At 70.8% G+C, this 13,219-nt stretch carries 15 protein-coding genes and 1 tRNA gene; 7 read left to right on the top strand and 9 right to left on the bottom strand.

Annotated features, from left to right (window positions below):
- Nucleotides 1-40: 40 nt before the first annotated feature.
- A complete protein-coding gene (locus ACFVQ0_RS32225) occupies nucleotides 41-712 on the bottom strand; it encodes a hypothetical protein (RefSeq protein WP_390092731.1) in 672 nt (223 codons plus the stop codon).
- A gap of 47 nt (nucleotides 713-759) precedes the next feature.
- On the opposite strand from ACFVQ0_RS32225, the gene ACFVQ0_RS32220 reads away from it, so the two are divergent.
- The gene (locus tag ACFVQ0_RS32220) at nucleotides 760-948 is read left to right on the top strand and encodes a DUF5703 family protein (RefSeq protein ID WP_024493806.1); all 189 of its coding nucleotides are present in this window, start codon (nucleotides 760-762) and stop codon (nucleotides 946-948) included.
- Between the two features lie 115 nt (nucleotides 949-1,063).
- Here the strand turns inward: ACFVQ0_RS32220 and ACFVQ0_RS32215 are convergent, their stop codons facing one another.
- The 3 genes from ACFVQ0_RS32215 to ACFVQ0_RS32205 form a co-directional block, all read right to left on the bottom strand.
- A complete protein-coding gene (locus ACFVQ0_RS32215; RefSeq protein ID WP_390092730.1) occupies nucleotides 1,064-1,867 on the bottom strand; it encodes a chaplin in 804 nt (267 codons plus the stop codon).
- Nucleotides 1,868-2,005: 138 nt separating this feature from the next.
- Complete coding sequence (gene chpH / locus ACFVQ0_RS32210) at nucleotides 2,006-2,239, bottom strand: chaplin ChpH (RefSeq protein ID WP_024493808.1); 234 nt, start codon at nucleotides 2,237-2,239, stop codon at nucleotides 2,006-2,008.
- Nucleotides 2,240-2,381: 142 nt separating this feature from the next.
- Nucleotides 2,382-3,716 (bottom strand): M20/M25/M40 family metallo-hydrolase, encoded by a 1,335-nt coding sequence (locus ACFVQ0_RS32205; RefSeq protein ID WP_390092729.1) that lies wholly within the window; start codon nucleotides 3,714-3,716, stop codon nucleotides 2,382-2,384.
- A 182-nt stretch (nucleotides 3,717-3,898) separates the two neighbouring features.
- Between ACFVQ0_RS32205 and ACFVQ0_RS32200 the strand changes: the two genes are divergently transcribed.
- Nucleotides 3,899-3,983, top strand: a tRNA-Leu gene (locus ACFVQ0_RS32200).
- A 135-nt stretch (nucleotides 3,984-4,118) separates the two neighbouring features.
- On the opposite strand, the gene ACFVQ0_RS32195 is transcribed toward ACFVQ0_RS32200, so the two are convergent.
- Nucleotides 4,119-4,478: a UBP-type zinc finger domain-containing protein gene (locus ACFVQ0_RS32195; RefSeq protein ID WP_390092728.1), complete on the bottom strand. Its 360-nt coding sequence runs from the start codon at nucleotides 4,476-4,478 to the stop codon at nucleotides 4,119-4,121.
- A 162-nt stretch (nucleotides 4,479-4,640) separates the two neighbouring features.
- Nucleotides 4,641-5,363, bottom strand: a complete 723-nt coding sequence (locus ACFVQ0_RS32190; RefSeq protein ID WP_390092727.1) for a flavodoxin family protein — start codon at nucleotides 5,361-5,363, stop codon at nucleotides 4,641-4,643.
- A gap of 195 nt (nucleotides 5,364-5,558) precedes the next feature.
- Between ACFVQ0_RS32190 and ACFVQ0_RS32185 the strand changes: the two genes are divergently transcribed.
- Nucleotides 5,559-6,518 (top strand): DUF5996 family protein, encoded by a 960-nt coding sequence (locus tag ACFVQ0_RS32185; protein ID WP_390092726.1) that lies wholly within the window; start codon nucleotides 5,559-5,561, stop codon nucleotides 6,516-6,518.
- A gap of 75 nt (nucleotides 6,519-6,593) precedes the next feature.
- Nucleotides 6,594-7,070: a VOC family protein gene (locus ACFVQ0_RS32180; protein WP_390092725.1), complete on the top strand. Its 477-nt coding sequence runs from the start codon at nucleotides 6,594-6,596 to the stop codon at nucleotides 7,068-7,070.
- On the opposite strand, the gene ACFVQ0_RS32175 is transcribed toward ACFVQ0_RS32180, so the two are convergent.
- The gene (locus ACFVQ0_RS32175; protein ID WP_390092724.1) at nucleotides 7,016-7,840 is read right to left on the bottom strand and encodes a dienelactone hydrolase family protein; all 825 of its coding nucleotides are present in this window, start codon (nucleotides 7,838-7,840) and stop codon (nucleotides 7,016-7,018) included. The genes ACFVQ0_RS32180 and ACFVQ0_RS32175 overlap by 55 nt on opposite strands.
- Nucleotides 7,841-8,136: 296 nt before the next feature.
- Here ACFVQ0_RS32175 and ACFVQ0_RS32170 point away from each other — a divergent pair, with 296 nt between their 5' ends.
- From ACFVQ0_RS32170 to ACFVQ0_RS32160, 3 genes are all read left to right on the top strand, one after another.
- Nucleotides 8,137-9,204 (top strand): hypothetical protein, encoded by a 1,068-nt coding sequence (locus tag ACFVQ0_RS32170; RefSeq protein ID WP_390092723.1) that lies wholly within the window; start codon nucleotides 8,137-8,139, stop codon nucleotides 9,202-9,204.
- Nucleotides 9,201-10,388, top strand: coding sequence for a hypothetical protein (locus tag ACFVQ0_RS32165; RefSeq protein WP_390092722.1), 1,188 nt, complete (start codon nucleotides 9,201-9,203; stop codon nucleotides 10,386-10,388). The genes ACFVQ0_RS32170 and ACFVQ0_RS32165 overlap by 4 nt, the downstream gene beginning before the upstream one ends.
- A 137-nt stretch (nucleotides 10,389-10,525) precedes the next feature.
- Nucleotides 10,526-11,461, top strand: coding sequence for a pseudouridine synthase (locus ACFVQ0_RS32160; protein WP_390092721.1), 936 nt, complete (start codon nucleotides 10,526-10,528; stop codon nucleotides 11,459-11,461).
- Between the two features lie 7 nt (nucleotides 11,462-11,468).
- Here the strand turns inward: ACFVQ0_RS32160 and ACFVQ0_RS32155 are convergent, their stop codons facing one another.
- The gene (locus ACFVQ0_RS32155) at nucleotides 11,469-12,098 is read right to left on the bottom strand and encodes an MBL fold metallo-hydrolase (protein ID WP_390092720.1); all 630 of its coding nucleotides are present in this window, start codon (nucleotides 12,096-12,098) and stop codon (nucleotides 11,469-11,471) included.
- Nucleotides 12,098-13,183 carry an S-(hydroxymethyl)mycothiol dehydrogenase gene (locus ACFVQ0_RS32150; protein WP_390092719.1) on the bottom strand — a complete coding sequence of 362 codons (1,086 nt, stop codon included), beginning with the start codon at nucleotides 13,181-13,183 and terminating at the stop codon, nucleotides 12,098-12,100. The genes ACFVQ0_RS32155 and ACFVQ0_RS32150 overlap by 1 nt, the downstream gene beginning before the upstream one ends.
- Between the last annotated feature and the right edge of the window lie 36 nt (nucleotides 13,184-13,219).

Below are 13,219 nucleotides of genomic sequence, written 5' to 3'. Positions count from 1 at the left end.
GCACGGGCACAGGAGGGATCGGAGAGACCGGAGGAACCGGTCAGGAGCCGTCCCTCGCCAGACCGTCGAGTTCCCCGCCCAGTTCGCCGTCCAGCTCGTCCTCGTCGAAAACGGCACTGACGTCGAACCGGCAGACCACCAGCTCCGGATCCGCGTCGTCGAAGGGCGCGCCCAGCCACTCCCCCGGCTCCGGCAGTTCGTCCGCCGCCGCGACCCAGAGGGTCGAGTCGCCCTCCTCAAGGCCGAATTCCAGGTGCCGGGACGCGATCTCGTCCGCCTCGTACTCCCCGAAGAGCACCCCGAGCGCCGCGTGGACGCTGCTGCCGGCGGCGGCCGCGCTCTCGCTGTCGCGGACGTCCGGGTCCAGGTCCGCGAGGCGCTGTGCCTGCGCGAGCAGCCGCTGCGGCTCCACCACCGCGTAGTCGCGGCGGATCAGCACGCTGAGCGCGTTCGGCTCCTCGGGACCGCTGTAGGGCGGCAGGGAGTCACCCGCGCCCGGGATCTCGAAGGGGGTGACCTCGTCGTGGCGCTCGTAGAGGAGTTCGTCGTAGACCTCCGCCGCAGCGGCCAGTGCGTTGAACGCGTCGTAGACAGCGGGATCGTCGTCCCCGGACCGGCGTTCGACCGCGTCGAGGTGACGGTCGAGCGCGACCTTGACCGCATCAGCGGCGGCGCGTACCTCGGCAGCGGATGGCTGCGCAGCATCAGACATAGAGCAGACGCTATCCGTACCGGGGGTCTGCCCGCACAATAGATGCGATGCCGGAATACGAATTTGTCGACGTGTACGTGCCGCGCGGGCTGTCCCGGAAGGAGACGACCCGCCTGCTGACCGACCATGCCGAGTACGGGCACTGGGAGTTGGACCGACTGACGCTGCGCCTGGACGGCAGCCGCCGGGTCCGGCTGCGGCGGCGGATCATCCGCCAGCTGCGGGCGACCTGGTGAAACGGAACGGGCCCCGCTGTTCGCGGGGCCCGCTCTCTGATCCGGCCTGATCCGGCCCTGTACGGCCCGATCCGGCCTGATCCGGCCTGATCCGGCCTGATCCGGCCGAAGGAACCTAGGCGGCGGCCTTGGCCCGGCGGTACAGCACCGTGCCCGCGCCTGCGAGCAGCAGTCCCGCGCTGGCCGGAATCAGCAGGTCGAGCCCGCCCGATCCGGTGTGTGCGAGCTGCGGAGTGCCCTCGGGCATGCTCTGCGGCTCCGGCGCGTTCGGGATGGTGCGGGGTCCGGGCGTCGGCGGCGCCTTGGGGTGCGTGACCGGAGTAACCGGAGGAGTGACCGGCGGCGTGACCTCCGGCGTGCTCTCGTTCTCACAGTCGTTGCCGAAGCTGGGGTTCAGCAGCCCGACGATGTCGATGCTGTTCCCGCAGGCGTTCACGGGGATGTCGATGGGGGCCTGGATCTGGTTGCCCGAGAGCAGACCGGGCGAGCCCTGCGTGTAGCCCTGCGCCGTCGCCCCGCCCCCGTTGCCGGTGGGAGCGGCGCGGTGCTTGCCGGTGCCCGTCCGCGCCCCCTGGCCACGGTCCTGCGACGCGTGGGTGCCGGAGGCCCGGCTGTCCGAGGCGTGGCTGCCCGAGGTGCCCGCGGTCGATCCGGTCCGGCCCGCGGCCGCACCCCCAGAACCGTTTCCGCAGGCGTTCCCGAAGGTCGGGTTGATCAGTCCGACGACGCTCACGGAGTTACCGCAGACGTTCACCGGAACATCGACCGGGATCTGTACCGAATTCCCTGAAAGCACCCCCGGGGAATTCGAAGCACCGCCGGACGCTCCCGCGTCGGCGTGCGCGTAACCGCCACTGAGCGCGAGTACGCCGCCCGCGGCCGCCATGGTGATCAGGCCTTTACGCGTGACCTGTCGCATAGGTTGTTTCCTGCCTTCTACCTTCCGGAATACCCCCGGACTTGAGCGTTCGGAGGCAAAGGACCCGGCGGCCCCGGAGCACATGGCGCGCGCTCCGAGGCCGACCGGGCTCAAACCCTTGCGGGTTGACGTGCAACGTCAGGCGTTGACGCAGGTGTTGCCGAAGGTGGGGTTCAGCAGCCCGATCACGGAGACGGTGTTGCCACAGAGGTTGACCGGGATGTGGACCGGAACCTGGACGACGTTGCCCGAGAGCACGCCGGGGCTGCCGATGGCGGCACCCTGGGCGCCCGAGTCGGCGACGGCCATGCCGGCGCCCGCGAGCACCAGACCACCGGTGACAGCCGCAGCGGCGACGATCTTCTTGATCATTGTTCCTCCTAGTTGGCAAATGCGGTCCCAGCCGCGGACCGCATCACCTGTAACGAGGAGAAAGCAATCGGGCTACGAGCAGAAAGCCCCTTTCACTCGTTCCGGTCTGTACGCACAGGCTGTCGAATTACTCGGCGCGAGGTCAGCTGTTGTCGATGAAACGGTCGAGGACCCGGACGCCGAACTTCAGGCCGTCGACCGGTACCCGCTCGTCCACGCCGTGGAACATGCCCGCGAAGTCCAGCTCCGGGGGGAGCTTCAGCGGGGCGAAGCCGAAGCAGCGGATGCCCAGGTCGTCGAAGGACTTGGCGTCCGTACCGCCCGAGAGCATGTACGGGACGGCGCGGGCGATCGGGTCCTCCGCCTTGAGCGCGATCTGCATCGCGTCCACCAGGGAGCCGTCGAAGTCGGTTTCGAGGGCCTTGTCGCCGTGCACGTCCTCGCGCTTGACGCGCGGGCCGAGGATCCGGTCGAGGTCGGCCAGGAACTCCTGCTCGTACCCCGGCAGGAAGCGGCCGTCGACGTGGGCGGTGGCCTGCCCCGGGATCACGTTCACCTTGTAGCCCGCGCCCAGCATGGTCGGGGCGGCGGAGTTGCGCAGGGTGGCGCCGACCATCTTGGCGATTCCGCCCAGCTTGGCCAGCGTCGCGTCCATGTCCTCCGGGTCCAGCGGGGTGCCGAGCGCGTCGGACAGTTCGTCCAGGAAGGACCGCACGGTCTTGGTCACCCGTACCGGCCACTTGTGCCGTCCGAGCCGCCCGACCGCCTCGCACAGCTCGGTGATCGCGTTGTCGTCGTTGGTCATGGACCCGTGACCGGCCGTGCCGTCCACGGTCAGCCGCATCCAGTGCATGCCCTTCTGCGCCGTCTCCACCAGGTAGAGGCGCAGGTTCTCGTTGACCGTGAAGGAGAAGCCGCCGACCTCGCCGATCGCCTCTGTGACGCCCTCGAACAGGTCGGGGTGCTTGTCGACGAGATACCGGGCCCCGTAGGTGCCGCCCGCCTCCTCGTCCGCGAGGAAGGCGAGCACGATGTCCCGCGGGGGCTTGCGGCCGCTGCGCATCCGCTCGCGCACGACCGCGAGGGTCATCGCGTCCATGTCCTTCATGTCGACCGCGCCCCGGCCCCACACACAGCCGTCCGCGATCTCCCCGGAGAAGGGATGGTGCGTCCAGTCGTGGGCGTTCGCCGGCACGACGTCGGTGTGGCCGTGGATCAGCAGCGCCGGCTTGGAGGAGTCCTCGCCCTCGATCCGCGCCACCGTGGAGGCGCGGCCCTTGTGGGACTCGAAGATCTGCGGCTCCAGCCCGACCTCCGAGAGCTTCTCGGCGACGTACTCGGCGGCCAGCCGCTCACCGGGCCCCGAGTGGTCCCCGTAGTTGCTGGTGTCGATCCGGATCAGGTCACGACAGAGGTCAACGACCTCATTCTCGGCGGTCTCGCCCGAGCCCTTCCGGGCCGCATTGGTCTCGCTCACGCTGGTTCCTTCCACTGTCGCTGTGGTGCTCCCCCTCATCCTCCCGCGCCCGGCCCGCACACCCAAGGCCCCCTGCCCCTCGTCATCCGCCCTTCACACAGACCGGGCGTGATCGAGCACCTCCCAATGTTTGCTATGGTTTTCCACGTCGGAACGGGCCGGGCCCGCGAGACAGACACCTTGTCCGGGTGGCGGAATGGCAGACGCGCTAGCTTGAGGTGCTAGTGCCCTTTATCGGGCGTGGGGGTTCAAGTCCCCCCTCGGACACAACGGTCAACCGACCAAGCAAAAGCCGGTCGGAGCGACACTTCGTCGCTCCGACCGGCTTTGTCGTTGTGCGGAACGTGATGAGCAGGCTCGGGCGTCGCCCCGGGCGCGCGCCAGGTGTGTGGGAGCTCGCGCTCAGTTCAACCGCTGCTGCCAGTCCTCGGGTACCGCTCCGGCCGGGCCGGGAACGGGCTGGTCCGCCGGGTGGGAGGTGGGCGGGGCGAGCTGCGGACCGTCGTAGAACTGCTCGGTCTCGTTGTTGTAGAACCACTCCTCCCCCGGTTCGTAGCTGGTGATGAAGGGGTGGCCGGCCGTCCGGTAGTGCCCGGTGGCGTGCTGGGACGGGGAGGAGTCGCAGCAGCCGATGCGGCCGCAGGCGGCGCAGCGCCGCAGGTGGAACCACCAGCCGGGGCCGTCCCCTGCCAGGCAGTCGGCGCATCCCGGGCCGCTCGGGGCGGCCTGCGGGTCGATACCGGGAATCGCTCGGTCGGCCATGGATGTGCTCCTCGATCGGGTCGGTGGCGGGGTGGTACCTCCACCCGGCATGGGGCGGTCGGCCCTTCCGGGCCGCGCGCGGTCGTGCTGGGAGACCGGCGGAGGAGTGCGCGGCGGCCGGGTCTGCCCGAGGTACGGGGCCGGCTGCCGGGCGGGGGTTCGTCAGCTGCGGTGCTCCGGGTTGGGTGCGTCGAAGCGGCAGCCCGCGTTCCACTCGGGGCGCTGGTTGCCGTACGCGGGAATGCCTCCGGCGTGTTTCAGGAGGGCGGCGAGGTGCATGAGGTTCCAGGCCGCGAAGGTGGTGTTCCGGTTGGTGAAGTCGTTCTCGGGACCGCCGGAGCCCGGATCGAGGTAGCTGGGTCCTGGGCCCGCCTCCCCGATCCAGCCCGCGTCGGCCTGCGGCGGGATGGCGTAGCCGATGTGCTGGAGGCTGTAGAGGATGTTCATGGCGCAGTGCTTGAGGCCGTCCTCGTTGCCGGTGATCAGACAGCCGCCGACCCGCCCGTAGTAGGCGGACTGGCCCGCGTCGTTGAGTTCGGCCGAGTTGGAGTAGAGCCGTTCGATGACGTGCTTCATCACGGAGCTGTTGTCACCGAGCCAGATCGGTCCGCAGAGCACCAGGATGTCGGCGGCCATCACCTTGGCGTGCAGACCTGGCCAGGCATCGGTGGCGGCGCCGTGCTCGGTCATGTCCGGCTGGACGCCGACCGCGAGGTCCCAGTCGACGGGTCGGATCACCTCTGTGCGCACGCCGGCCGCACGCATCACCGCGGTGCTGCGGTCGATCACTCCCTCGGTATTGCTCGTCTCCGGTGACGGCTTGAGGGTGCAGTTGAGGTAGAGGGCGCGGAGCTCGTCGTAACGGGGCGCAATGGTGGACGGCACGGGTGCGGGTCCCTTCGCGGTGGCTGATGACATCAGCTTGGAAGACCGGGAGGTGAAGGGCCATCGCAGTGCGGCGAACGCGGTACGCGCCCCGCACCCGGCCCCAGCGGATGCGGCCCCGGGCACCGAGCGCGAGAGTGGATCCATGTGTCCCCGGCCGTCCGGGTCGGGGCGGGCCTCCGGGAGGCACCTCCGATGGACTTGTTTCCCCCGCTGCCCAGGGAGTCCTGGGCACCGACGAAGGAGACGCTGCACCGGTTCCTGCAGATCGTCGGCAAGGTGCGGCTGGCGGCCAGTGTCCGGCGCAACCACTGGTGGAACGTCCCCTTCCACCTGACCGGGAGCGGCATCACCACCCGGCCCAGCGGCCCGCTCGGCGACGGCACCGTGTTCACCGTCGACTTCGACTTCGCCACCCACCGTCTCCGCGTTCTCACCCTCGCCGGGCGCCGGGTGTCGTTCTCCCTGATGGGCCTGTCAGTCGGTGACTTCTACCGCGAGTTCACCGGCGCACTGACCCACCTGGGCATCAGCACGCTCCCGGAGCACCCGTACCCCTTCGACCTGCCCGACGCCGCCCGACCGTTCGCCGAGGACGACGAACACGCCACGTACGATCCGGCCGCCGTGAATCGCTACTGGACCGTCCTCACCCAGGTCATGCTGGTTCTGGAGAAGTACGCGGCCGGATACTCCGGGAAGACCAGCCCCGTCCACCATTTCTGGCACACCTTCGACATCGCCGTCACCCGGTTCTCCGACCGGCACGTGGCGCACGGGCTGTCCGTCGATCCCGTGACCCGTGAGGCGTACTCGCGTGAGGTGATCAGCAGCGGTTTCTGGTTCGGTGACGAACGGTCCTACCCCGAACCCGCCTTCTACTCGTACACGGCGCCGGAACCCGACGAAATCCAGCGGCAGCCGCTGGAACCGGCGGCCGCGCGGTGGACGGAGAGCAACGGTTCGCACCTCGCCCTGCTGCCCTACGACGACGTGCGCACCGCACCCGACGCCGCCGCCGAGATCCTCACGTTCTACGACACCGCGTACGCGGCCGGGGCACGCTTGGCGGGTTGGCACACCGACCGGCTCTGCCCGGGGGGAGTGACCGACCCCCAGGCACCGGTCACGGCACATCCCCGGCCCGGAACGTGACCCGGGAAGCAGCCGGCAACGGACGCGACTCCGGTCGTCCGACGCAGATCCGACCACGAAGCAGGGATGTGAAACATGCCCACTGAAGGCTTTCCCGCACCCGAGTCAGGAATGCTCCTCAGCTACTTCCTCAGCGTCGCCGACGTACCCCGGTCTCGTGCCTTCTACTCGGAGGTCCTCGGCGGCGAGATCGTCCTCGCCGAGAACCCCTGCACTGTCCGGCTGGCCAACAGCTGGATCATCATGAATCCCGGCGGCGGGCCCACCCCCGACAAGCCGGACATCACCCTGCGCCCGCCGGAGGACGTCACCAGCGCGTCGTGTTTCCTCAACATCCGTGTGGCGGACATCGAGGCCGTCTACCGCGACTGGAGCGCCAAAGGCGCCCAGTTCATCACCGGACCGATCGACCGCAAGGCCGAGATCCGCTGTTACCTGCGCGATCCGGACGGCTACCTGATCGAGGTCGGTCAGGCCACCGGCATGCTGCACGGTGTCTACGCCGACCCGCCCCCCGGGCGGCCGAACCGCACCGAAGGCCCCTCCGTGTGAGTCGGTCCGATCGGCCACGGCCCGGGCCGAGGTGGTACGGCGGGCACGGCGGAGCGCTCCAGGAGGGGCAGCAGGCGGTCCCAGTGGCGCCGCAGCCCGGAGGCGCTGAACGCGTCGGTGTCGGACATGGTGAATCCGTGGACGGTGCCCGGGTAGATCTCGGAGGTGAAGCCGACCCCTGCGGCGTCCAGGGACCGGTTCAGCTCGTCCAGCGCTTCGGGCGTGAGGTCGCCTTCGGCGTGGCCGAGGTGGACCTGGGCGGTGACCGTGGAGAAGAGTCCCGGACCGTCGGCGCCCACGGGGGCGTGGAACGCGGCGACGGTGGCCACTCGGTCCGGGCGGGCCGCGGCGGTGCGCATCGCGAGCAGGCCGCCTATGCAGTATCCGGTCACGGCGACCGGGCCGTCACTCACCTCGGGTCGGCCGCCGAGGAACCCCAGATAGGCGTCGGCGTCGCTGCGGACGCGTTCGGCGGTGTGCGCTGCGATCAGGGGCATCACCTGGGCCATGATCCGGGGCCGGGCCTCTTCCCCGATGTGCTCGGGAAGTTCGATGACCGGCGTGGGGCCGTGCCGGTAGAAGACGTTGGGGACGAGCACGTAGTACCCGTGTCCGGCCAGTTCGGCTGCCATGTCCCGCAGCGCCGGCCTGATGCCGAAGCCGTCCGGGTACATCAGCACCCCGGGGTGCCGTCGGCCGCGGTCGGGGAAGGCGGCGAAGGCGTCGGCCGGGCCGTCCGGGGTGGGGATCCGGAGCATGGTGGTGGGCATGAGTTCTCCTGTCGTGGTTGACGTGTCGAGCGGTGAGCAGCACGACAGGAGGCGGGGCCCGCGCGGCAGCGCCCGGTCCCCGGTCGGACGGCGGACCGGCAGCGGCCCGTCCGGCGCTCAGAGGAGCGCCGGGTAACCGATCCGTGTGTGGCGCGAGGCCGTCCCGGTAGTCATGGTCACGCAGCTTAGCGGCGCTCCACCCGATCAACCCCCTTGCCCGCCACGGCCGATGACGACGTAGCATCGGGCGTTCGCGGTGATCTTCGCGGTTCGCAAGTTCGCAAGGGGGAATTGTCATGGTCAGCGGGGGCAGACGGCGGGCCGCGGTCCTTGCCGGAGGCGTCGTCGGCGCGGTGCTGCTGTCCGGCATCGGTCTTTGGGCGATGGACAGTTGGCCGTTCCGCGCTTCCTACTGCTGGGGCGCGTGGGAGCAGAACAGCGGCGCGTCGTTCCTCGGCGACGAGGCGCTCGGCAAGTCCGGCTCCGAGCGGCGGGCCGAGGAGTCCGCGCCGCCGTCGGCCGGCCGGCCGCACGGCACCTGCACGCTGGCGGTGAGCTCGGAGGTCGAGGACAGCGACTCGGACCAGCCGCTCACCTTCAAGGAGCAGATCACCCTGGAGTACGGGCCGGTGCCCGAGGGCGCCAAGGAGCGACGGGCCTGGATATCCCAGTACTTCCACGGTTCGGCCTCGCCGCTCCCGGACGGGCTCGACGGGCTGGTCGCCGCCGACCGGGCCATGCTGGTGCTGCCCGCGGAGTGCGATGCGGACGGGCGGCCGTCGGCGGTGACGATCCGGAGCGAGAGCACGGGCGACGGGCATCTCGGCAAGGTGGCCATGCCGTTCGCGATCGGCAACACCGCCGAGGTCGGACGGATGCTGCTGGACGCCGCCAACACCACGATGGAGAAGGCGGGCTGCGCCCCGGACCGGCCGCTGCGCACGACGTCGCCCCTGGTGACGGTGGCGGAGGACGACGAAGGCGCGGGGAATCCGCTGTGCCGGATACCCGGGATGTCCTTCGACTTCGGTCAGGGTTCGCGCTATCAGCAGCAGGTGGGCGCGGTCACAGACCGGCTCCAGACCTGTTCTGTGGTGTGGCAGACCCCGCGAGCGCCCGACGAGCCGTCGGCGCAGTATGTGATGGCCCGCCAACCGCGCCTGGTCGCACTCTTCGACGGCCTCCCCACCGGCTCGTCCCACGGACTGCTCCGCACCACCTGCGGTGGACGTCGGACGGTGTTCTACGGACATGTCGACACCGGTCTCCAGGGCCGGGGCAGGCCCAGCGACCGGAAGGTGTTCGACCGCTTCGCGGAGTCCGTCGGCAAGCGCATCGGCTGCGGGGACGGTGAGGACGCGTGAGCGAGGAACAGTACGTGCCGGTCGAGGACGCCGAGAGCCCCACGAGCCCTGCGAGCGCCGAAGACGCCTCCGACGCCGGGAGCGGCCGTCCGTCCTTCGTGCGCCGCCTGCTCAGGAGCCGTACCGCCCGTGCGGTCACCGCCGCCGGACTGGCCGGTGCGCTGCTCGGCGCGGGTGCGGTCGCCTGGCGCACCGATACCGTTCCGCTGCTCGGGCCCGCTCCCTGCTGGGACTCGCTCGGGGACGCCAGTGTGTCCGGGCTCTTCGGTGACCGCAGGATCGAGGTCGACGAACAGTCGCTGGGCAACGCCCGGCTGGGTGACGGGCTGTCGTACGGGCAGTGCCGTATCACCAGCTACAAGGACGACCGGGCGCTGCGTCAGGTGACCTTCAACGTGCACCAGTTGGACGGGCTGCGGGGAACCGACTCGACGCGGTGGCCCCAGGAGTTCCTGGCGGCCGGCATGGTGTCGCTGGGCGAGGGGCTCCCCGGGATGGTGTCCGCGTCGCGCGGCTGGCTGGCGCTGCCGCAGGGCTGCACGGGGCGCGGCGACTTCTCCGGGCCCACCGTGGTGGAGATCGGCATGGGACGGGCGGGCCTCGACTTCTCGTCGGACCTCGCGACGGAGGACCGCGACGCCCTCACCGATGCCCTGGTGGACGCCACCAACGGGGTCATCCGGTCCTTCGGCTGCTCGGGCAGCTACCCGTCACCGCGCGAGCTGCCGTCCGTCGACACCTGGCAGGACACCGACGCGGCCGCGCTCTGCGGCACCAAGGGGTTCGCACTGCCCGCGGCGTACCGCAAGGAGCTGCCCCGCACCAGGATCGGTGCGGGAGACGACGGGCCCGCCCGGATCTGCGAGGTCGGCAGCGACGACCGGGAACAGGTGGTACGGATGACGACGGTGGTGGACCCGGCGCTGGCCGAGATCTTCTCCTGGGACTCGCTGCGGTCCGGCGCCTCCGTCAAGGGCACCACGGGCTACGGAAAGACGACAGGCGGCCGGGCGGTGTACCGGGCGTCCTGCCAGACGGGGCACGTGGTGTTCGTGGTGGAGCAGCTGCGGCAGACAGCGAAGGGCGGCTTCACGCTCACCGATGAGCTGCTGCCGGGCTACGTCGCGGCGGAGGCGGAGCGCATCGGCTGCGGCCCCCAGAAGCTGACGCTCCCGTCCGCCTGAGGGACGGCCCGCCGGACGGGCCCCGTCGGCGCTCGGGGCCCGTCGGCGCGCGGGGCCCGTCGGCGCGCGGGGCTCCTCCGTTGTGGAAGGATTCTCCGCACCATGAGAACCAGCACCCGGGCCCCGGGCGGCCCCCGGTGAGGGGGCGCTCGAAGCCGCCGCCGTCGCCGTTGCCGCAGCACGACGGGATCGATCCGGTCCGGGTGCGGCTCCCCGACGACCCCGGCGGGCGGTGGCCCACGGTGCGTGATCATCTGCTGGAGCGGTTCGGCGGCGCGATCGGGGCGGGCCGCCTCGACGCGATGCTCGCGGCCGGCCGGTTCGTCTCGGCGCGGGGCCCGGTGACGGGCCGGGAGCCGTACGCGGCGGGCCGGTACCTCTGGTTCCACCGGGACTTCGCACCGGAGGAGCCGGTGCCGTTCCCGGTCGGTGTCGTACACCGCGACGAGCACCTGGTCGTCGCGGACAAGCCGCACTTCCTGGCGACGACGCCACGCGGCCGGCACATCACGCAGACGGCGGTGGCCCGGCTCCGCCGCGAGCTGGGCCTCCCCCTGCTCCAGCCCGCGCACCGGCTCGACCGGCTCACGGCGGGGCTCGTGCTCTTCGTCGTGCTGCCCGAGGAGCGGGGCGCCTACCAGACGCTGTTCCGGGACCGCCTGGTGCGCAAGGAGTACGAGGCGGTGGCGCCCTACGACGCGCGGCTCGCCTTCCCGCGCACCGTGCGCAGCCTCATCGTGAAGGAGCGCGGGGTGATCGCCGCCCGTGAGGAGCCGGGCGAGCCGAACAGCGAGAGCCGGATCGAGCTGCTGGAGCACCGGGAGGGCCTCGGCCGCTACCGGCTGCTGCCCGCCACCGGGCGGACGCATCAGCTGCGGGTGCACATGAACGGCCTGGGGCTGCCGCTCGTCCATGACCCGGTCTATCCGGTGGTCGAGGCGGAGGGGGCGCCGGACGACTGGTCGCGCCCGCTCCAACTACTGGCGAAGGTGCTGGAGTTCACCGATCCGGTCACGGGAGAGCCGCGCCGCTTCGAGAGCGGGCTGCGGCTCTCCGCGTGGCCGCGGGGGTAACCCGCCCTCAGTGCCCGCGGGCGATCCATTCGTCCAGGTGCGGGGCCTCCGCGCCGATGGTCGTGGAGTCACCGTGCCCGGTGCGGACGGCGGTGTCCGGGTCCAGGGCGAGCAGCCGGTCCCTGATCGAGGCGACGATCGTCGGGAAGTGGGAGAACGACCGGCCGGTGGCACCGGGTCCGCCCTGGAAGAGCGTGTCACCGGTGAAGACGGTGGACAGCTCCGGGGCGTACAGGCAGACGGCGCCCGGGGCGTGCCCCGGCGTGTGCAGCACCTTGAGGGCCGTACCGGCGACCGTCAGTTCCTGTCCGTCGGCCAGTTCGCCGTCGGGGGCCCGGTCCGGGTGGGTCTGCTTCCAGAGCGGCAGGTCGTCGGGGTGCAGCAGGATCGGTGCGCCGGTGGCGTCGGCGAGCGCCGGGGCCGCGTCGATGTGGTCGTTGTGCGCGTGGGTGCAGATGATGGCGCGCAGCGTACGGCCGTTCAGCGCGGCCTCGATGGCGGCGGCGTCGTGGGCGGCGTCGATGACGACCGCCTCCGTGTCGTCACCGACGATCCAGACGTTGTTGTCGACGTCCCATTCGCCGCCGTCCAGGGCGAAGGTGCCGGAGGTGACGAGGTGGTCGATGCGGGCGGTCATCAGAAGACCACCACAGAGCGCAGGACGTCGCCGTCGTGCATCCGGGCGAAGGCCTGCTCGATGTCTCCGAGCCCGATGGTCTCGGTGACGAACGCGCCGAGGTCGATCCGGCCCTGCTGGTGGAGGTCGACGAGCATCGGGAAGTCGCGCGAGGGCAGGCAGTCGCCGTACCAGGAGGACTTGAGCGAGCCACCCCGTCCGAAGACGTCCAGGAGCGGGAGTTCGAGCTGCATCTCCGGGGTGGGGACGCCGACCAGGACGACGGTGCCGGCGAGGTCGCGGGCGTAGAACGCCTGCTTGTACGTCTCCGGGCGGCCGACCGCCTCGATGACGACGTCGGCGCCGTTGCCGTCGGTGAGGGCGCGGATGGCCTCGACCGGGTCCTGGGTGCGGGAGTTGACGGAGTGGGTGGCACCCATCTTCTTCGCCGTCTCCAGCTTGCGGTCGTCGATGTCCACCGCGATGATCTTCGCCGCTCCCGCGAGCCGGGCGCCGGCGATCGCCGCGTCACCGACGCCGCCGCAGCCGATGACGGCGACCGAGTCGCCCCGGCCGACCTGGCCGGTGTTGATGGCGGCGCCGATGCCCGCCATCACGCCGCAGCCGAGGAGCCCGGCGACCTCCGGAGCGACCTCGGGGTCGACCTTGGTGCACTGGCCGGAGGCGACCAGGGTCTTCTCCGCGAAGGCGCCGATGCCCAGTGCGGGCGACAGCTCGGTGCCGTCGAGCAGGGTCATCTTCTGCTTGGCGTTGTGGGTGTCGAAGCAGTACCAGGGGCGGCCGCGCAGACAGGCGCGGCACTGTCCGCACACCGCGCGCCAGTTGAGGACGACGAAGTCGCCCGGTTCGACGTCGGTGACGCCCTCGCCGACGGACTCCACGACACCCGCGGCCTCATGGCCGAGGAGGAAGGGGAACTCGTCGTTGATGCCGCCCTGTTTGTAGTGCAGGTCGGTGTGGCACACGCCGCACGCCTGGATCTTCACGACGGCCTCGCCGGGGCCGGGGTCCGGGATGACGATCGTCTCGACCCGTACCGGCTCGTTCTTTCCCGGTGCGATGACCCCTTGTACGTGCTGCGCCATTCCCGTGGACTCCCTCTCCCGAACTTTCCCGAATTT

This window comes from Streptomyces sp. NPDC057900, from assembly GCF_042887885.1.
Lineage (GTDB): Bacteria > Actinomycetota > Actinomycetes > Streptomycetales > Streptomycetaceae > Streptomyces.
Note: the sequence above shows the minus strand (reverse complement) of the source record. Positions and strands in the feature narration are given on the sequence as shown.

Bases quoted from the DNA above. Each gene is read 5' to 3' on its own strand.
- ACFVQ0_RS32225 (WP_390092731.1), bottom strand. From the start codon at position 712: ATGTCTGATGCTGCGCAGCCATCCGCTGCCGAGGTACGCGCCGCCGCT.
- ACFVQ0_RS32220 (WP_024493806.1), top strand. From the start codon at position 760: ATGCCGGAATACGAATTTGTCGACGTGTACGTGCCGCGCGGGCTGTCC.
- ACFVQ0_RS32215 (WP_390092730.1), bottom strand. From the start codon at position 1,867: ATGCGACAGGTCACGCGTAAAGGCCTGATCACCATGGCGGCCGCGGGC.
- chpH (WP_024493808.1), bottom strand. From the start codon at position 2,239: ATGATCAAGAAGATCGTCGCCGCTGCGGCTGTCACCGGTGGTCTGGTG.
- ACFVQ0_RS32195 (WP_390092728.1), bottom strand. From the start codon at position 4,478: ATGGCCGACCGAGCGATTCCCGGTATCGACCCGCAGGCCGCCCCGAGC.
- ACFVQ0_RS32185 (WP_390092726.1), top strand. From the start codon at position 5,559: ATGGACTTGTTTCCCCCGCTGCCCAGGGAGTCCTGGGCACCGACGAAG.
- ACFVQ0_RS32180 (WP_390092725.1), top strand. From the start codon at position 6,594: ATGCCCACTGAAGGCTTTCCCGCACCCGAGTCAGGAATGCTCCTCAGC.
- ACFVQ0_RS32175 (WP_390092724.1), bottom strand. From the start codon at position 7,840: ATGCCCACCACCATGCTCCGGATCCCCACCCCGGACGGCCCGGCCGAC.
- ACFVQ0_RS32170 (WP_390092723.1), top strand. From the start codon at position 8,137: ATGGTCAGCGGGGGCAGACGGCGGGCCGCGGTCCTTGCCGGAGGCGTC.
- ACFVQ0_RS32155 (WP_390092720.1), bottom strand. From the start codon at position 12,098: ATGACCGCCCGCATCGACCACCTCGTCACCTCCGGCACCTTCGCCCTG.
- ACFVQ0_RS32150 (WP_390092719.1), bottom strand. From the start codon at position 13,183: ATGGCGCAGCACGTACAAGGGGTCATCGCACCGGGAAAGAACGAGCCG.